At 68.2% G+C, this 16,975-nt stretch carries 17 protein-coding genes, 2 tRNA genes and 1 pseudogene; 12 read left to right on the top strand and 8 right to left on the bottom strand.

The window, feature by feature from the left end; all coding sequences use genetic code 11:
- Positions 1–95 precede the first annotated feature (95 nt).
- The gene (locus DEU38_RS23520; protein WP_397484751.1) at positions 96–884 is read left to right on the top strand and encodes an IclR family transcriptional regulator; all 789 of its coding nucleotides are present in this window, start codon (positions 96–98) and stop codon (positions 882–884) included.
- 186 nt (positions 885–1,070) lie between these two features.
- On the opposite strand, the gene DEU38_RS23515 is transcribed toward DEU38_RS23520, so the two are convergent.
- Positions 1,071–1,988, bottom strand: coding sequence for a D-isomer specific 2-hydroxyacid dehydrogenase family protein (locus DEU38_RS23515; RefSeq protein WP_114723868.1), 918 nt, complete (start codon positions 1,986–1,988; stop codon positions 1,071–1,073).
- Between the two features lie 324 nt (positions 1,989–2,312).
- Between DEU38_RS23515 and DEU38_RS23510 the strand changes: the two genes are divergently transcribed.
- Positions 2,313–3,761, top strand: a complete 1,449-nt coding sequence (locus DEU38_RS23510; RefSeq protein WP_114723802.1) for an alkaline phosphatase PhoX — start codon at positions 2,313–2,315, stop codon at positions 3,759–3,761.
- 64 nt (positions 3,762–3,825) lie between these two features.
- Here DEU38_RS23510 and DEU38_RS23505 read toward each other — a convergent pair.
- The 3 genes from DEU38_RS23505 to DEU38_RS23495 all read right to left on the bottom strand — a co-directional run bounded on the left by DEU38_RS23505 (position 3,826) and on the right by DEU38_RS23495 (position 4,858).
- Positions 3,826–3,898, bottom strand: a tRNA-Arg gene (locus tag DEU38_RS23505).
- Between the two features lie 47 nt (positions 3,899–3,945).
- Positions 3,946–4,037, bottom strand: a tRNA-Ser gene (locus DEU38_RS23500).
- A 95-nt stretch (positions 4,038–4,132) separates the two neighbouring features.
- Entirely contained in the window at positions 4,133–4,858 is a 726-nt protein-coding gene (locus DEU38_RS23495; protein ID WP_114723801.1) for a dienelactone hydrolase family protein, read from the bottom strand.
- 61 nt (positions 4,859–4,919) lie between these two features.
- Between DEU38_RS23495 and hisC the strand changes: the two genes are divergently transcribed.
- The 3 genes from hisC (at position 4,920) to DEU38_RS23480 (ending at position 8,402) form a co-directional block, all read left to right on the top strand.
- The gene (gene hisC, locus DEU38_RS23490) at positions 4,920–6,005 is read left to right on the top strand and encodes a histidinol-phosphate transaminase (protein WP_114723800.1); all 1,086 of its coding nucleotides are present in this window, start codon (positions 4,920–4,922) and stop codon (positions 6,003–6,005) included.
- Positions 6,006–6,084: 79 nt separating this feature from the next.
- Positions 6,085–7,788 carry a bifunctional UDP-sugar hydrolase/5'-nucleotidase gene (locus DEU38_RS23485; RefSeq protein WP_114723799.1) on the top strand — a complete coding sequence of 568 codons (1,704 nt, stop codon included), beginning with the start codon at positions 6,085–6,087 and terminating at the stop codon, positions 7,786–7,788.
- Complete coding sequence (locus DEU38_RS23480; protein ID WP_114723798.1) at positions 7,788–8,402, top strand: hypothetical protein; 615 nt, start codon at positions 7,788–7,790, stop codon at positions 8,400–8,402. The genes DEU38_RS23485 and DEU38_RS23480 overlap by 1 nt, the downstream gene beginning before the upstream one ends.
- 131 nt (positions 8,403–8,533) lie before the next feature.
- Here DEU38_RS23480 and DEU38_RS23475 read toward each other — a convergent pair whose 3' ends face one another.
- Positions 8,534–9,535 (bottom strand): alpha/beta hydrolase family protein, encoded by a 1,002-nt coding sequence (locus DEU38_RS23475; protein WP_114723797.1) that lies wholly within the window; start codon positions 9,533–9,535, stop codon positions 8,534–8,536.
- Positions 9,536–10,070: 535 nt separating this feature from the next.
- Here DEU38_RS23475 and DEU38_RS23470 point away from each other — a divergent pair.
- The 3 genes from DEU38_RS23470 to DEU38_RS23460 all read left to right on the top strand — a co-directional run bounded on the left by DEU38_RS23470 (position 10,071) and on the right by DEU38_RS23460 (position 12,810).
- Positions 10,071–10,982 carry a tyrosine-protein phosphatase gene (locus DEU38_RS23470; protein ID WP_181818918.1) on the top strand — a complete coding sequence of 304 codons (912 nt, stop codon included), beginning with the start codon at positions 10,071–10,073 and terminating at the stop codon, positions 10,980–10,982.
- 276 nt (positions 10,983–11,258) lie between these two features.
- Positions 11,259–11,852, top strand: a complete 594-nt coding sequence (locus tag DEU38_RS23465) for a dihydrofolate reductase family protein (protein WP_114723795.1) — start codon at positions 11,259–11,261, stop codon at positions 11,850–11,852.
- A 67-nt stretch (positions 11,853–11,919) separates the two neighbouring features.
- Positions 11,920–12,810, top strand: coding sequence for an alpha/beta fold hydrolase (locus DEU38_RS23460; RefSeq protein WP_220181962.1), 891 nt, complete (start codon positions 11,920–11,922; stop codon positions 12,808–12,810).
- Positions 12,811–12,871: 61 nt separating this feature from the next.
- Here the strand turns inward: DEU38_RS23460 and DEU38_RS23455 are convergent, their stop codons facing one another.
- Positions 12,872–13,750: a LysR family transcriptional regulator gene (locus tag DEU38_RS23455; RefSeq protein WP_114723793.1), complete on the bottom strand. Its 879-nt coding sequence runs from the start codon at positions 13,748–13,750 to the stop codon at positions 12,872–12,874.
- A 172-nt stretch (positions 13,751–13,922) separates the two neighbouring features.
- On the opposite strand from DEU38_RS23455, the gene DEU38_RS23450 reads away from it, so the two are divergent.
- A complete protein-coding gene (locus DEU38_RS23450; RefSeq protein WP_114723792.1) occupies positions 13,923–14,291 on the top strand; it encodes a VOC family protein in 369 nt (122 codons plus the stop codon).
- A gap of 5 nt (positions 14,292–14,296) precedes the next feature.
- Here the strand turns inward: DEU38_RS23450 and DEU38_RS23445 are convergent.
- Positions 14,297–14,647 (bottom strand): annotated as a pseudogene (locus tag DEU38_RS23445) (alcohol dehydrogenase catalytic domain-containing protein); the annotation flags it as partial.
- Between DEU38_RS23445 and DEU38_RS29475 the strand changes: the two are divergent.
- Positions 14,592–14,747: a hypothetical protein gene (locus DEU38_RS29475; RefSeq protein ID WP_258558128.1), complete on the top strand. Its 156-nt coding sequence runs from the start codon at positions 14,592–14,594 to the stop codon at positions 14,745–14,747. The pseudogene DEU38_RS23445 and the gene DEU38_RS29475 sit on opposite strands and share 56 nt — an antisense overlap.
- Before the next feature lie 235 nt (positions 14,748–14,982).
- Positions 14,983–15,351 (top strand): hypothetical protein, encoded by a 369-nt coding sequence (locus DEU38_RS28175; RefSeq protein WP_147283581.1) that lies wholly within the window; start codon positions 14,983–14,985, stop codon positions 15,349–15,351.
- A 396-nt stretch (positions 15,352–15,747) separates the two neighbouring features.
- On the opposite strand, the gene DEU38_RS23440 is transcribed toward DEU38_RS28175, so the two are convergent.
- Positions 15,748–16,389, bottom strand: a complete 642-nt coding sequence (locus DEU38_RS23440; protein ID WP_114723791.1) for a TetR/AcrR family transcriptional regulator — start codon at positions 16,387–16,389, stop codon at positions 15,748–15,750.
- 173 nt (positions 16,390–16,562) lie between these two features.
- Between DEU38_RS23440 and DEU38_RS23435 the strand changes: the two genes are divergently transcribed.
- On the top strand, positions 16,563–16,975 hold a 413-nt coding region (locus DEU38_RS23435; protein WP_114723790.1), incomplete at its 3' end, for an FAD-binding protein.

Genomic DNA, 16,975 nt, shown 5'->3' with positions numbered 1-16,975 from the left:
CGGCAGACTCGTCGGCCAGATCACCTCTCGGCAATGATGTATCCGGCCAGTCCGAACGAACGGCTGACCAGACAAGGCGAGACGTGGAGGTGTCGATGACGGTCGGCGGGTCGCGGAGCCCCCTGGCTTCCCGCGAACTACGCGGCGAACCCCCGGTCTCGATGATCGAGCGCACAACCCTGATCCTCGAGTCGTTCGACAGCCGCACGTCGCGGCTGACCCTCGAGGAGGTCACCCGGCGCACGCGGCTTCCCCGCTCGACGGTGCACCGGATCCTCGACAAACTCGTCCAGTTGGACTGGCTCGAGCACCTGACGTCGGGCTACTGCCTGGGGGGCCGCGCGATGGCCCTGTCCGCCGACGACGACAGCCAGACCGAGATCCGCGCCGCGGCGGCGCCACTGCTGCACGAACTGCACCTGCAGACCGGACTCGTGGTCCACCTGGCGGTGCTGGACCGCAGCCAGAGCGTCTACCTCGACAAGGTCGGCGGGCGCCTCGCCGCGACGCTGCCGACCCGCGTCGGTGGCCGCGGCCCCGCCTACTCGACCGCCGGTGGAAAATCGATGCTCGCGTGGCTCGACCCGGAGCGGATCGACGGACTCTACGAGAACCGGCTGAGCCGCTGCACCGACCGCACGATCACCGACATCTCCGCGCTGCATCTGGAGTTGGGGCGGATCCGCCATCGCCGGGGGCTGGCCTACGAGCGCGGCGAGGCGGTTCGCGGCGTCGCCTGCGTGGGCGCCGCGGTCCACCTCCGCGACCGGCCGGTGGCCGCGATCTCACTGTGCGGCGACGCGCGTTCGGGCAAGCTCGAGCACTTCGCCCCGCTCGTCCTCGACGCCACGCGCGAAGCCTCGCGCGTCCTTCACCTCAGCTGAGTACGTGCGCGCTCCGTTCCACTCTCCCGGACTCGTGACGGGGGCAAACGTGACGAGAACCTGGTCGCACGGGCCGACTTGACACGCGTGTCAACTCCACTGCATCGCGGGGAACACAGTTCGCCCGCTGGAACAGCCAGAACAGCAGCACCGCGACGACCACGACCGGTTACGGGTCACCCCGGATCAGTAGCCCGCCGACGCATCGATCCGCGCCACCAACTCCTCGCCCGTGACGAAGCGCCGCACGTTCTCCGCGACGTGCTCGGCGAACGCGGAGTGGCGCACCGAGGGCGGATTGGAATCGTGCGGGGTGATGATCGCGTTCGGCAGCGTCCACAACGGGTGGCCGTCGGGCAGCGGTTCCGGATCGGTGACGTCCAGCCCCGCGCCACCGATCGTGTTGTCCCGCAGCGCGGTCACGAGCGCATCGGTGTCGACGAGCGACCCCCGAGCGACGTTGATCACCCACGACCGCGGGCCGAGTTCGGCGAGCTGCCGGGCCCCGACCAGGTGCCGGGTCTCGCTGGTCGCCGGGGCCGCGACCACGACGTGGTCGACCCGCCCGAAGACCTCGTCGACGCGGTCGGCAGGGATCGTCTCGGCGGCGCCGGGCACCGGGCGGCCGGAGCGGTTGACCGCGATCACCGTCGCGCCGACCGCGGCGAGCATCGGGATCATCGTCCGCCCGATTCCACCCGCCCCGATGATCGCGACCCGCGCCCCGCGCAGCGTCCCGACCTTGCCGAAGAACTCGCGCTGCCGCCACGTGGTCGCGGCCAGGTGCTCGGGCAGCGCACGGACACCCGCCAGCAGCAGCATGAACGCGTGCTCGGCGACGGTCGCCGAGAAGGCGCCGGCCGCCGACGTCCACACGACCTCCGGGTGCCGCTGGATGACGCCGGCGTCGAACCAGTGCTCCACGCCGGCCGAGTTGAGTTGCACCCACCGAATCGACTCGGGCAACTCGGCCGGGAAACTCGTGGCGTCCTCGCCGTCCCACACGAGCGCCTGCGCGTCCGCCAGGTCCGCGAGTTCAGCACCACCGCGGACGACGGCGTCCGACAGCAGGTCGTCGGGCTTCGGGCCGAGGGCGATGAGCATCGGTGTCGTCACAAGGTCTCCTTCGCAGTGCGGCCGGTCGTCCCGGGCCTCGGTCCGAGGCTAGGCGTCGAGGCCGCGGGATCGACAGCTGCCGTCCCCACCGGCGGTGCCGGTGGGGAACTTCCGATACGCGTCCGAAGGGATTCGAGTCTCCGACCTCGATCTGCGGCTCTGCGCAGGAGCCCGTAACCGTAGGCGCGGCGGTACCAGCGCGAGGAAGTTCCGGCCCGGTTCATCGGCAGGCCATCAGGCGGCATTCCGTCGTTGTGGTTGCCGACCTACCGTCCTCGCGTCGTTGACTATCCAATGGGAGGTACCCGCACAGTGACCACCTCACCGCTCAATCGCCGCACGTTCCTCGAACGCACCGCCCTGGCCGGAATCGGGGTAACGCTCGCGGGCAGTGTCGGCACCCTGTTCCGGCCCGCTCTCGCGGGCGCCGCGCCCGCCGGCGTGATCAGCTACGGCCCGCTCGTCCCCGACCCCAACGGGATTCTCGCCCTGCCCAAGGGGTTCTCGTACACGATCGTCTCCCGCTCGGGCGAGACGCTGCTCGACGGTGGCGTCCCGTTCCCGAGTGATCCCGATGCGAACGGTGTATTCGCGAACGGCACCGGCACCACGATCGTCACCAACCACGAGGTCGGCAGCAACGAACCGTACGGTGTCCCGGCCGTCGACGGGCTCACCTACGACCCGGGTGCCCGCGGTGGCACCACCACCACCGCGATCGACCGCAGCGGTGCACGCCAGGGCCAGTACGTCAGCGTCGCGGGCACGGTGAACAACTGTGCCGGCGGCATCACCCCGTGGGGCACCTGGCTCACGTGCGAGGAGACCGAGGCGCGCGCCGGATCGAACGGTTTCACCCTCGCCCACGGCTACGTCTTCGAGGTCGATCCCGCCAGCCAGGCCGCGAACATCGGCAAGAGCCCGATTCCGCTGAAGTTCCTCGGCCGGTACGCACACGAGGCCGTCGCCGTCGACCCGTCGTCGAGCGCCGTCTACCTCACCGAGGACGCAGGCGGGCCCAACGGCCTGTTCTACCGGTGGACCCCGCCGCAGGGATTCGTCGGTGGCCCTGGTGCGTTCCACGCTCTCGCGCAGTCGCCGGGCGGGGACACCGCCGGCGCCCTGCAGGCGATGAAGTGCTTCCTCGACGGCACCCACGTGCCCGATCTCTCCCAGGCCACAACACCGGGCGTCCGGTACACCGTGCAGTGGGTCGACGTCCCCGACCGCGACGCGAAGACCACCTCGGTGCGCAAGCAGTTCACCAACGACCAGGTCACCCGCAGCCGCAAGCTCGAGGGGCAGTGGTGGGGCGACGGCGGCGCCTACTTCGTCGCCAGCTTCGCCCGCACCAGCGACGGCAGCGTAGCCGAGCACGACGGGCAGGTGTGGTTCTACGACCCGGCCACCCAGACCGTCGAGCTGAAGACGCTGTTCGGGGTGAACCCGGACCCCTCCGTCGACACCGGCAACTACGACGGCCCCGACAACATCACGGTGTCCCCACACGGCGGACTGATCCTCGCCGAGGACGGCGACGGCATCAGCCATCTGATCGGGGTCACCGAGAACGGTGAGCCGTTCTCGGTCGCCCGGAACGAACTGAACGAGAGCGAGTTCTGCGGTCCGGCATTCAGCCACGACGGCCAGACGCTCTACGCCAACATCCAGACCCCGGGGATCACCGTCGCGATCCGGGGCCCCTGGCGAACTTCGACGGGCTCGTCCGTCGGCTCGGCCAGTCTGCCGTTCGGCTCGTAGACCGAAGCCACGCTCCGGAAACGAGAAATCCCCCACCAGCGATGCTGGTGGGGGATTTCTGATGTGCGCCCGAAGGGATTCGAACCCCTAACCTTCTGATCCGTAGTCAGATGCTCTATCCGTTGAGCTACGGGCGCATGTCCAAACAGTGTTCATTTGTTACTGGCCCAACGAAGCACCAGTGTGGCGGAGGCGAGAGGATTTGAACCTCCGGTCCCCTTTAAGGGGGACAACTCATTAGCAGTGAGTCCCATTCGGCCGCTCTGGCACGCCTCCTTGGGGGCCGGCCCTTTCGAACCGCCGGGCGAAACATTACACAGAGATCCCCGGCAAACGCAAAACGGCAGGTCAGGCGCGCATTGCCCATGGGATCACCGGAGGTTCCCGTCGAACCAGTCGAAGATCCGGCGCTGGGCGTCGAGCATCGCCACGACGAGCGGGTCCTCGTCCCCGGCGGCCGCCTCGGTGACCGGTGGCTCGTCGGCCCGGTGCGCGAGACCGCTGTAACTGACGATGTTGGTGGCGACGTCGGCCCGCGCGACCGCGTCCCGTAGCCGCTCGACGTGGTCGCGCGGGGTCATCGGATCGTCCTCGCCGTACAGGCCCAGCCACGGCGCCTTGAGCGACGGCCCGGCCTCGACGAGGGTGGGGGTGTCGGCGTTGAGGGGTTCGACGATGCCGTGGGCGGAGACGCTCACGGCGGCCGCGACCGGCCGGTTGGTGGCGACGATCATCGCGGCGGTGCCGGCGTCGTCGAATCCGAGCACCCCGACGCAGTCGGTGTAGATGCCACGGTCGACGAGCCAGTCGAAGGTGGCATCGAAGTCGTCGAAGAGGTTCTTGCCGAACACCTCGGTGTCGCTGTGCGCGGCTTCGCGATGGAACAGGTGCGGGGCCACCACCAGCCAGCCCTCCGCGGCGAGGGCGCGCATCAGGTCGATCAGCGCGGGGGTGAACTGTCGGGACTCGTGGAGCACCACGATGCCGCCGCGCGCATGGCGATCGGGCTGCACGGCGGTGAGCGGTACCCGCGGCGCCTCCACGACAGCGTCGTCGTCGGCGCGCAGGGGGGCGCTGTCCCGGAAGATTCCCGGCATGATTCAACCTTGGCACGACCGCGTCGACAGTGCACGTGATCGCAGGGCGCATAATCGCATCGTGACCCCCGTGACCCGCGCCGATCTTGATTCCATCCCCACCTACGTGCCGGGCCGCAGTTATCCCGGGGCGATCAAGCTGGCGAGCAACGAGACGACGCAGGGCCCGCTGCCCGGCGTCGCGCAGGCCATCGCCGACACCGCCGCCACCGCCAACCGGTACCCGGACAACACCTCCGCGGCGCTGATCCGCGCGCTGTCCGAGTCGCTCGGTGTTCCGACCGAGAACATCGCTACCGGATGCGGCTCGGTGGCGCTGTGCCAGGAGTTGGTGCAGGCCACGTGCAGCGTGGGTGACGAGGTCGTCTACGCATGGCGCTCGTTCGAGGCCTACCCGGTCGTCACGAAGGTCGCCGGCGCGACGCCGGTCCCGGTGCCCCTCACCGCCGCGCACGGCCACGACCTGGACGCGATGCTGGCCGCGATCACCGACCGCACCCGCCTGATCTTCGTGTGCAACCCCAACAACCCCACCGGCTCCGCGCTGGGCCGCGAGGAGCTCGAGCGGTTCCTCGACGCCGTCCCGGCGAACATCGTCGTCGCACTGGACGAGGCCTACTTCGAGTACAACCGCTCCGGCGTCGACGGCGTCGAGTTGGCCCGCACCCGCCGCAACGTCGTCGTGCTGCGCACGTTCTCCAAGGCGTACGGGCTGGCGGGCATCCGCGTCGGCTACGCGGTCGCCGATCCGGCGATCGTCACCGCACTGGCCAAGGTGCACATCACGTTCAGCGTCAACGCGGTGGCGCAGGCCGCGGCAATCGCGTGCCTCGACGCGCAGGACGAGCTGCTGCACCGCACCCACGCCGTGGTCGCCGAGCGCGAGCGGATGCGCGACGCGCTCCTCGCCGCGGGCTACGACGTCCCGGTGACGGAGGCCAACTTCGTGTGGCTGCCGCTGCTGGACCGCTCCGCCGCGTACGGCGAGGCCAGCGCCGAAGCCGGCGTGCTGATCCGCCCCTACGGTGCGGACGGCGTGCGGATCACGATCGGCGACCCGCACGAGAACGATGCGTTCCTCGCGTTCGCGACATCCGGTGCCGCACTGGAGCTCGCCGGCCTCACGGCGGGCTCCCCCACGACGTAATCCAACCGTTACCGGTCGGCAGTTTCACCGCCGCCGAATCGTTGGCAGACTCTGGGCGGTGTGTCGACCAGGGAGCGGTTTGTCCGGACGCCGGACGCGGGGTCGCGTGTCGGTTCTCGCCGCGGCGCTCGGGGCGTCGCTGACCGTCGGCACGCATGCCGTCGACGCCCGCCCGCCGGACGTCGACACCGTTCCGGTGCGACTGCTCGCGATCAACGACCTGCACGGCAGCCTGCAGCCCCCCAAGGGTGCGCGCGCCCAGATCTCGCGGCCCGACGGTCCCGCGACCGACGCCGGTGGCGCCGCCTACCTCGCCGCGTATGTCGACCAGTTGCGCGGGCAGGCCCCCCACTCGCTGCTCTACTCGGTCGGCGACAGCTGGGGGTCGTCACCGATCGAGTCGGCGTTGTTTCACGACGAACCGACCGTGGACCTGTTGAACGAGATGGGCGTCGACGCGGCATCGATCGGAACCCACGAGCTCGACGAGGGATTCGGGGAGCTGCGCCGCCTGCAGGACGGCGGCTGCCACCCGGTCGACGGCTGCCAGTTCGAAGCGGACTTCACCGGCGCGCAGTTCCCGCTGCTCGCCGCGAACATGACCTTCTCCGACGGCACCCCCGCCACGCTCCCCTACTCGGTGAACTACGTCGACGGCGTGCCCGTCGGCGTCATCGGCGTGATGCCGTCCGACGCACCGTCGAAGGTCAGCGTCGACGGCGTCGCGGGTCTCCAGTTCGGCGACGAGATCGACGCCATCGACCGCACGGCCGACTCCCTCGACTTCCTCGGGGTGCACGCGATCGTCGTCCTCCTGCACCGCGGCGACGAGCAGGCCACCGGCGGCCCCAACGCGTGCGACGTCGGCGACAGCCCGGCCCGCGACATCGCGACCCGGGCGACCCCGAAGGTGGACGCGATCTTCACCGCCGACAGCCACACCCAGTACAACTGCACGGTCGACGACCCGGCGGGCAACCCGCGGCCGATGATGCAGGCCGCCTCGCACGGACGGATCGTGTCGGTGGTCGACATGAGTCTCGACCGCGCGACCGGTGAGGTGGATCGCGAACAGACGCAGGCCTTCAACCAGATCGTCACGCACGACATCACGCCCGACCCTCGGGTCGCCGAACTCGTCGACCGGGCGAGTACACAGTCCGGCGAGGTGGCCCAGCGGCCGGTCGGCGCCGTCACCGCGGACATCACCCGCGAACCCGGCACGGGCGGCGAGAGCCCGTTGGGCGACCTGATCGCCGACGCCCAACTCGAGGCGGCGCGCGGGCGTGGGGCACAGATCGCCCTCACCAATCCCGGCGGCGTCCGGGCCGACCTGCTCGCCGGCGACGACGACACCGTCACCTTCGGTGACGCCTACCAGGTCCAGCCGTTCGCGAACTCACTCCAGGTCCGAACCCTCACCGGCGCGCAGCTGAAACAGGTTCTCGAGCAACAGTTCCAGCCTCGCGACGACGGCTCCGTGCTGGAACTGATCCTGGCACCGTCGGCCACACTGACCTACCGAATCGACCGCGGATCGCCGATCGGTTCGCGCATCGCCGACATCTGCCTCGACGGCGGACCCGTCGATCCGGACGGCCTCTACCGGGTGGCGGTCAACAAGTTCCTCGCCGACGGCGGCGACGGCTTCACCGCCCTGCGCGACGGCACCGAACCCGCCTCCGCCGGAACCGATCTCGATGCGCTCACCGCCTACCTGGAGAGCCACTCCCCGGTCGCGCCACCGGCCCCGGGTCGGATCGCGGTCGCGGCACCGAACTGATGACCACCACGAGACCCCTCGGGGCCGTCGGTGCGGCAATGTGCGCCCTCGTCGTGGCCGCGTGTTCGCAACCGCCCCCGGCCACCGACGGCCCCGAGAAGGACGCCGGGCAGGCCGTCTTCCGGGTCAAGCAGGGACCGATTCCGCGGGGCCTCCCCGAGATTCCGAGCGCGCCTGCCGGCACGCCGATCGGTGCCGCAATCACGTTGGAGGGCATGTGGTCCGGTACCGCCCGCACCGATGACCCGTCGGCCGTGACGTGCCGGTACGACTCGACCGACGGGCGTCGGGAATACAGTGTGGTGTCCCACGCTGCTCGCGACCACCATGGCAGCGACAACTACCCCCGAGCCGACTACTACGGTGCAACGTTCACCATTCCCGGCGACACCGACGCGGACGGCAACGGTGAATCCGGCGTCGGGGCCGTGATCTTCTTCGCCGACGAAGCCGGTAACTACGTCCAGTCGGCGCCCCCGGACGCCGACAGCATCGCGGCGCGAACCAGTGCCGACAACCGGGTACTCACCTTCTCGATGATCAATGCTCCTGCCGACAAACGCGATTCGGGACGGCCGACCACCGCCGTCGGCACCATCAGCTGCCCGAACTGAGCCCGATCACACCGAGGGCGCGTGGGCGGCCGACCGATCACCACCACAGAGATTCACCGTCCGAACCCGCACCGATCGAAGGCGGGCGTCAGGCTCGGTGGGCGAGTTCGGCGGTCAGCCAACGGATCCCGCTAGATCTCCAACGAGCGAGCCAGCGTCGGCCACGCTGCCCGCAGGTCGTCCTGCCAGTACGGCCAGGAGTGAGTTCCGTACGGGCGGTACAGGAATGTGGCCGGGATGCCGAGTTGCGCCAGCCTGCCGTCGAACAGCTGGGTACACGAGTGCGACGCCGCTTCGAGCGGCCCGCCGACGACCACCTTCTCGAGCGCATCGGGTGCGCCGAGCTCGTACGGGCCCGCCAGCCCGTTGCCGGTGGAGACGAAGATGTCCTTGCCCCGCAACTGTTCCGCGTTCACGGATGGATCGTGTGCGGGCCACGCCGGGTCGCCCGGCGTCCCCCACATGTTGTCGGCGTCGCCGCCCTTCGACGCGACGGTGCCGCGCACCGCGGCCTGCGATTCGACGCGGCCGGTGTCCATGCAACCGCTGAGCGCGGCGACGCCGCGGTAGAGGTCGGGATTGCGGGCGACGAGTGTCATCGCGCCCTGTGCACCCATCGACAGGCCGGCGATCGCGTTGACGCCGTTGCCCCGGAACCGCCCGTCGACGATCGGCGGCAGCTCGCGAGTCAGGAATGTCTCCCAACGGTTTTCACCGAGAACGGGATCGATTCGCTCCCAGTCGGTGTAGTAGCCGGCCGTGCCACCGACGGGCAGGACGACGTTGACGTTCTTGTCCGCGAAGAACTCGACGGCATCGGTCTTCTGCGTCCAGGTGCTCTCCTGGTAGTCCGACTCGGATCCGGCACTGACACCGTCGAGCAGATACAGCGACGGCCGTGCGGCCGCGCCCTTCGGATGCAGGATCTGCACCTGCACCACCTTGTTCATCGCCGGCGAGAACACGAACAGTGCCGTGCGCCGATCCGTCAACTCCACCACGTGGTCGACGTGCGCCGCCGCGGCAACCGCCGGTGGCATCTGCTCGATCGGCACGGCATTCGCCGCGAATGCCGGACTGAACATCGACAGCGCGACCGTCAGGCCCACCGTCGTCATGGCTAATCGCCCCATCACTACTCCGCCCACCCCCTGGGTATCAGTTGACACTCCACGGTACGGAGCGATCCGGTTCGCTGCCGGGTTCTCGACGACATCCGCCGCCGCTGATGTGCCGCCGGGCCGCAGGTGAGGGGGAAATGTGAGCACTCCGTTACAAGTGGACGCGGCCGGATCACGTCGCTGCCGGACGCGGACAATCCACATCACACCCGCGGTTCCGGAATGCCCCGCTACCGGTCGGCGTTGTGGACTTCGGATCGGTGCGCTCCGTGTCCCCCGGGCTCAACCCTTTGCCCTCGCGGAGTTCCGTCCGGCTGGAGCCGCGTTGCGCCTTTCGCCGTGAGGCGACCGAGCGCACCGATCCGCTTCTCACTTCGACAGCATGCCGATCCGACGGTGTCCCTCCCCCGAAATCGCCACGTATACGTCACGCCGATCTCACGAACCACAGCCGCTGGCCACCAACCGTTCACCGGGCGGCCACGGTTCCGCCAGTTCCTTCGATCAGGATTCGGTCGTTCTGTTGCGAGTGTTCGAAGGAGAAGCGTTGAATTCCCGTCTCAAAGTTGTCGGTGCCGCTGCGGCATTGACCGTTGTCCTCGCCGGATGCAGCCAGTCGACGACCGCCGACACCGCAACCGCCCCGACCGTCTCGTCGACCGCGTCCTCGCTGCCGGCGAGTTCGACCGCGACGGCGCAGACTCCGCGTCTGATGTCGGTCAACAACTTCCGCGATCTTGCCGGGCCGGACGGCGGCTACACCACCTCCGACGGACGTCGTGTTCGCGAGGGCGTTCTCTACCGCTCCAACGCGCTGACCACCAGCGACGTGGATGCCGCAACGTTGGACGCCCTCGGCGTGAAGGCGGTCTACGACCTTCGAACCACCGCGGAAATCGACAAGGGCCCGGATCGCGTTCCGGCAGGGGCGCGCTACACGCACGTCAACATCCTCGGCGACGCCGCGAGCGGCGCCGTCACGTCGTCGGTGGATCTCTCCACTCCGGAAGGCGCTGCGGCAGTGCTCACCAATGCCAACCGCCAGTTCGTGGCAGATCCGGCGATGCGCGCACAGTTTGCGACCCTGCTGACCGACATCGCTACAACGGACGGGCCGCAGATCTTTCACTGCACCGCGGGCAAGGATCGGGCCGGCTGGACGAGCGCGGTTCTACTGAAGATCGCCGGTGTCGACGACACGACGGTGATGAGCAATTACCTACTCACCAACGAGTATTCGAAGGATTCGATCGAGGCGAGTGCCGCCAAGGTCACGGCCGCGAAGGGCGAGCAGGCAGGCGCGGCCATGAAGGTTCTCATGGGAGTCTCTCCCGAATTCCTCCAAGCCGGCTTCGACGAGATCAGCACCAGCTTCGGCACCTTCGACAACTATCTGACCACCGGGCTCGGGCTGTCGGCCGACACGATCACCGCATTGAATACCAAGCTCACCGTGTAGGTCTCGGGACTCGCACCGAGCGACGGGTCATGCGCCGCTGCATGATCGACTGAGACCGGCGGACGTAGGTGCTTCCTGTCACGGGCAGGAACGTGCCCGACGATCCGTGGTGAGGGGCGAATGCCCGACCGTCATTGCAGCGCGTCGAGGTGAACGACGCGCGGTCGTCGGGGGACACTGGGGCGAACGCCGGGCGGGCACCTCGACACCGATGAGTTTGGGGTGGATCGTCGGTCTGTATCAACGAACAGTTCGTCGAGACGAAGGAGACAGTCCGTGCGCATCGTGGTCAGTGAGTTCATGAGCCTGGACGGCGTCGTGCAGGCACCGGGTGGGCCCGAGGAGGACACCGACGGTGGCTTCGCCCACGGCGGGTGGTCCCATCCGTACTTCGACGCCGAGGTGATGGGCGCGGCGATCGGTGCCGCGGCGCAGCAGACGGAGGCGCTGCTGTTCGGGCGCCGCACGTGGCAGACGATGGCGGCCGCGTGGCCGGAGCGGGCCGGAGACCCGTTCGCCGACCACATGAACAACATCCGCAAGTACGTCGTCACCGACACCCTCACCGACGACCAGCTGACCTGGACCAACACGACGCGTATCCCGGCCGGCGACGCCATCGCGGAGATCCGGAAGCTGCGCGCCACCGCAGGCGGCGACCTGTCGGTGATGGGCAGCACGACGCTGGTGCGGACACTGCTGCGTGAGGGCCTGGTCGACGAACTCCTGCTCATGATCGAGCCGGTGCTCCTCGGCGGCGGGAAGACGATCTTCCCCGACGACGGTGTCCAGCGCCCGCTCGAGCTGGTCTCGTCGGTCACCACGGGCACCGGGGTGCTCGTGTGCACCTACCGCCCCGTCACCGACTAGCACCGCCCGGGTCGAGGCATCGAAAATCCGTTTACAAGGCCCGGCAGGGCGGACGAGGATCGGGCCCATGTCTGTGGATATCTCGGTGCCGGCCCGACTGGGCGAATCGCGCCTCGCCGACGGGCGAGTGATCGGGTGGGCCGAATGGGGCCGTGAGGACGGGGTTCCCGTGCTGCTGTGCCCGGGCGCCGCCACCACCCGATCACTCGGGTTCGGCGCCGGCGTCGTCGATGCGCTCGGCGCGCGGCTCGTCTCGCTCGACCGTCCGGGCCTCGGCCGGTCGACACCGCTGCCCGGTAAGACGTTTCGAGACTTCGCGGCCGATGTCGGCGAGTTCACCGCGCTGCGTGGGCTCGGCAGGCCGGCGATCGTGGGGAACTCTCAGGGGGCGCCCTTCGCCCTCGCCTGCGCGGCGGCCGGTGTCAGTGGCGCGGTCGCGATCGTGTCCGGTGCGGACGAGGTGGCGGCACCGCAGTTCGCCGATGCCCTGCCCGAACCACTCCGCGATCTCGTCGAACTGACCGCGTCGGATCCGGACGCCGCGGAACGTCTCTTCGCGACGTTCGACGCGGACGCCATGTGGCAGATGGTGATCGACTCCAGCCCCGCGTCCGACCTCGCGGTCTACCGGGACCCCACGTTCGAGGCGTCCTATCGCTCCAGCATGCGTGAGGCGTTCGCGCCGGGCCCCGCCGGCTACGCGCGCGACACGGTGTTGGCGATGGGAAGCTGGCCCATCGACCTCACGACGATCCGTGTCCCCGTGGACATCTGGTACGGCGATCAGGACACCAGCCACTCACCCGACCACGGTGAGAGTCTGGCCGCCCGCATCCCCGGAGCTGTTCGCCACCTGGTGCCCGGCATCGGCGGCGCCGTCCTGTGGACACACGCCGAACCGATCCTGCGCACGCTGCTCGGTCACGCCGATCCGCGGGACCAGGACCAACGGAGCTAGGGCTTGTCTCCTATTGCGTGATGGATCTCAGCCAGATGCAGACCGTCCGAGATGAGCCGCATCATGCTCGCACTGTGACCAGCGCGCGTAGGGCGCCCGCTGCGGGGCTCAGCGGCCCATGCGCTCGCCACACCAGAGCAAGACGGGCCGACACTCGCGGGGTGATCGCGACCGTGCGGATCAGCTCTCCGGCATCGTCCTGCGAGACCTCGGATGCCGGCAGGATCGCCGTTCCGAGTCCTCGGTGTGCGAGTCGAGCCGCGACCTGTGGATCGCTGGCCTCGAAGGCGATGTGCGCGGGCAGGCCGGTCTCGGCGAAGCTTGCGTCGAGAGCAGAACGGATCCCCGTTCCGCGCGGCAGCGTGATCAGTGGGCGCGCGGCGAGCTCGCGAAGCGAGACTGTGGGTTTCTCCGCCAGTGGATCGGTGTGGGCGACGACGGCCACGAGCGCCTCTTCGCGAATGACGCGACAGGCGATACCCGACGGCGAGTCCCCGGCCAGGCCTACGAAAGCCAGGTCCAGTCGTCCGGTGCGGACCTCCGTCAGGAGGGCCTCCGAACTCAGTTCGGTCATGGTCATTTCGATGTCTGGGTAGCGGGCGTGGAAGTCTGCCAGCAGTTCGACGAGGTCGAGTGCCGCCGAGGGCACCGAGCCGATACCGACGTGCCCGCGCGCCAGGCCTGCCACCGCATCGGCCGCATCGCGCGTCGCCGATGCTGCAGCCACCGCGGCGCGCGCGTAGGGAAGTACAGCGGCACCGACCTCGGTCAGTGTCACCGTTCGCCCCGAGCGGTCCAGAAGGGCATGCCCCAGTTCGCGTTCCAGGTGGCGTATCTGCGCACTGACACCCGGTTGCGCGACATGCAGTCGATCCGCAGCTCTGGTGAAGTTCGCCTCGTCGACGACAGCCAGAAAGTACCGCAGCTGGCGCAGTTCCATAACCGTTGATTCTAGTTGCGAGACGAACCAGCTCTTGGACGTATCGCTGCTGTCGAACCTAGCGTGGTCACGCGACCTACCCTCCGCCGAGTGATCTGCGTCCATCACGGGTTTGGTTCCGGTCGGACGGGCACACGACGGCCGTCATATTCCGCCGAGCAAAGGACATCGCATGCGCCTGCCCAATCAGTTCTTGATCTATGTCAGCGACACCGCCTCGTCGGCGGCGTTCTACGGCGAGCTATTCGGCATGCAAGCTCAGATGCTCAGCCACCGTTACGCGATCTTCGACCTGGGTGGTGGGGTCGTTCTCGCACTGTGGGGAGGGAAGACTCGAACGGCCGACGCTCCCTCGGTCCCGGCGTTCGAGGTCGGGCTCCTGGTCGAAGGTGGAAGCCCGAAGATCCGAGAGATCTACGACGAGTGGCTGGACAAGGGCGTCGAGATTTTGGAGGAACCATGCGAGGACGTATTCGGGCTGACGTTCGTGGCCGCGGATCTGGACGGCAACCGACTCCGGGTAGCACCCGTCGACCGCTGAACTCGCCTTACCAGGGTGCCGTCCGCCAGCGGTACCCGGATGGCCTCGGCCTGCGCGCCGCCGATCCCGTTCCCGGCCCAGAACCCGCCGTGGCGGCACCACGTCTGCAGACCCTCCTGGCAGAGGTCGCACGTTCCGTCCGACCAGGCGAACGGGCCGATCACGAAGTCGCCCTTCTTCAGCGTCGACACTTCCCCACCGACCTCTTCGACCACCCCGATGAACTCGTGCCCCATCGGCGTACCGCCGGGTGTCGCGGGCAGGTTGTGGTACGGGTGCAGGTCGGATCCGCAGACGCACGTGCGCACGATCCGCACGATCGCGTTGGACGGCTGCTGCAGTGTCGGATCCGGCAGATCCTCGACCCGAACGTTCCCGACCCCCGACGCGCTGCAACTCCTCGCCAGCTGGGCGGCCACCCAGGACCGGTTCACCACCGACTCGACACCGACGTGACGGTGGCACAAAAAGGCCCCTCACCTGCCGAAACAGGTGAGGGGCTGTGGCGGAAGCGGAGGGATTTGAACCCCCGGTGGGGTTAACGCCACGCTCGCTTTCAAGAAGAGCGCAGGTATAAATACGAGATCCAGGTAAAATTTCCGCTGTTCAGTGCCTTTACCTCTCGAATGACCTGTTCCAACAGATCAACACTCCCCCAGGGTGTGTCATATCTGTGTCACATTGCACTCCCTTGACCTCACTGCGAAATACTCTCGGCACCACCGGCCCGACGAAGGTCGAGATAGACGTGCTGTTCAAGCGCGCCCAGTCCATCGGCAACGCGATCCATGCTCTCGCCGAGGCTGAACTGATCGTCGCCGCGGTCGACGCACCCGCCCCGGACACCCAAGCCAAGCTCAGCCAGATCCTGCGCCGAGCGATCGAAGAAGCAGACGGCCGAGGGCAAGGTTCCTGGAGATTACAGAACGTGCGCGCCACCGCGTCAGTCGGCCGCGCCGACCCGAGCGGCGGATCGGATGCGTGCAGCCGGCGCCGGACCCCTGGATCCGGATCCAAGTGCCGACGCGCCGTGGCGGTGCCGATGCCTGGACTGCGATGAATTTGGCTATCGTCGGCAGGTCGGCGGACACTGACGGCCCGCTCGCGATGGCTGGCGGTGACGAAGCCGAGCAGGTTGAGCAGGATTGCTGCCGGGGCGGTGAAGGCTTCTGTCCAGTTCATGCCGACGCCTTGGGTAGCGCCTCGGAGGCGGGCGCGGCCCTCGGCGGGCCGAGTGGGGCGTCAACCCCGAAACGTGCAGGCGTCGCCGGAACGATCTCACCGGAACCGCCTTAACCTCAATCCACCGAATCCCGAGCCCTTGATGCCTGGAACCTTTTCTGCAACAGCACATTTGGACATGATTAGCACCAAGAACCCCGCATCTGACAGATGCAGGCCTCTTGCTCGGCTAGATGCCGTGTCGGTCCGCGGAAAGTGAGAGGTCACCGTCGAGTTAGTCGCCGTGTTGGAGAGCTGTTAGCCAGAGCCGGATTGGTCGCCTGAGGTCTGCGATGCTTGCCGCGGATCCAGGCGCGATCACCAAGCCGGACCGTGATCCGTGGAGCCGGTCGAACAAGAGTCCTTCGAGCAGGATGATGAAATTGTGTGCTGCGCAAGAAGGGTCGGTCGCGTCGAGATGTGCCATGAGCGCTTCCGCGCCGGGAACTGAGAACAGGCATCTCGCGAGTGCGCTTCGCAGTCCGTCGTCATTTGCGGCGTCGGCAGTGAGTGCGTAGCGGGCCAGTGCGTCACGTCGGCGGGGTCCGAGGAGCAAGTCGAGCTGCCGCGCACTCAGGTCGGCGGCGCGATCGACGTCGAGGCTCGTGTCCGCTTCTTCGAATGTGGCGAGGAACGCGTGTCGGGACAGGCCGGTCAGGTGGGTGATCGCGGCGGTGAGGAGCGCTTGTCGGGTCCGGTAGTAGTACGACGTCGAGCCGCGGGCGATGCCCAGACGGTCGTCGATTGCGTGGTGCGTGACGGCGTGGTTGCCGCCGGCGGCCGCGAGATCGAGTGCAGCTTCGCAAATCTCCTCACGACGCGACCCTCGCGCCCGCTCTCGTGAGGTCTTGTCGCCGCCACTCGTTGCCTGACTCATACCTGCATCCTCTTCCGGTCCTGCGTTGCGCCTGGATTGGCTTTGACGTGCCTGGGCGCGTCGGGTGCGGCCGGCATGTGGCGCCCCACTCGACCGCCAGATTCAATCCTCTATATTCATAGAGTATTGCAGTCAGTCTGGTCGAGCATCGTCGAATGGGGAGTGGAGACTTCATGCTGGAACATCGTTATGACGTGGTCATCGTCGGCGCCGGTGGCGCGGGCATGCGCGCAGCCATCGAGGCCGGCCCTCGGGTGCGCACGGCGGTTCTGACCAAGCTGTACCCCACTCGTAGCCACACCGGTGCCGCCCAGGGCGGTATGTGCGCGGCACTCGCCAACGTCGAGGAAGACAACTGGGAGTGGCACGTCTTCGACACCGTCAAGGGCGGCGACTACCTCGCCGACCAGGACGCGGTCGAGATCATGGCGAAGGAAGCCATCGATGCGGTGCTGGACCTCGAGAAGATGGGTCTTCCGTTCAACCGCACGCCCGAGGGCAAGATCGACCAGCGTCGTTTCGGTGGTCACACCCGCGATCACGGTAAGGCTTTGGTGAGAAGGTCGTGCTATGCCGCCGACCGCAC

Origin of the sequence: Rhodococcus sp. AG1013 (genome assembly GCF_003350365.1) — a bacterium.
Lineage (GTDB): Bacteria > Actinomycetota > Actinomycetes > Mycobacteriales > Mycobacteriaceae > Prescottella.
This window is presented reverse-complemented; position numbering and strand designations above follow the sequence as displayed.

Coding starts and splice junctions, on each gene's coding strand:
- DEU38_RS23520 (WP_397484751.1), top strand. CDS start 96: ATGACGGTCGGCGGGTCGCGGAGCCCCCTGGCTTCCCGCGAACTACGC.
- DEU38_RS23515 (WP_114723868.1), bottom strand. CDS start 1,988: ATGCTCATCGCCCTCGGCCCGAAGCCCGACGACCTGCTGTCGGACGCC.
- DEU38_RS23495 (WP_114723801.1), bottom strand. CDS start 4,858: ATGCCGGGAATCTTCCGGGACAGCGCCCCCCTGCGCGCCGACGACGAC.
- DEU38_RS23480 (WP_114723798.1), top strand. CDS start 7,788: ATGACCACCACGAGACCCCTCGGGGCCGTCGGTGCGGCAATGTGCGCC.
- DEU38_RS23475 (WP_114723797.1), bottom strand. CDS start 9,535: ATGGGGCGATTAGCCATGACGACGGTGGGCCTGACGGTCGCGCTGTCG.
- DEU38_RS23460 (WP_220181962.1), top strand. CDS start 11,920: ATGTCTGTGGATATCTCGGTGCCGGCCCGACTGGGCGAATCGCGCCTC.
- DEU38_RS23455 (WP_114723793.1), bottom strand. CDS start 13,750: ATGGAACTGCGCCAGCTGCGGTACTTTCTGGCTGTCGTCGACGAGGCG.
- DEU38_RS23450 (WP_114723792.1), top strand. CDS start 13,923: ATGCGCCTGCCCAATCAGTTCTTGATCTATGTCAGCGACACCGCCTCG.
- DEU38_RS23440 (WP_114723791.1), bottom strand. CDS start 16,389: ATGAGTCAGGCAACGAGTGGCGGCGACAAGACCTCACGAGAGCGGGCG.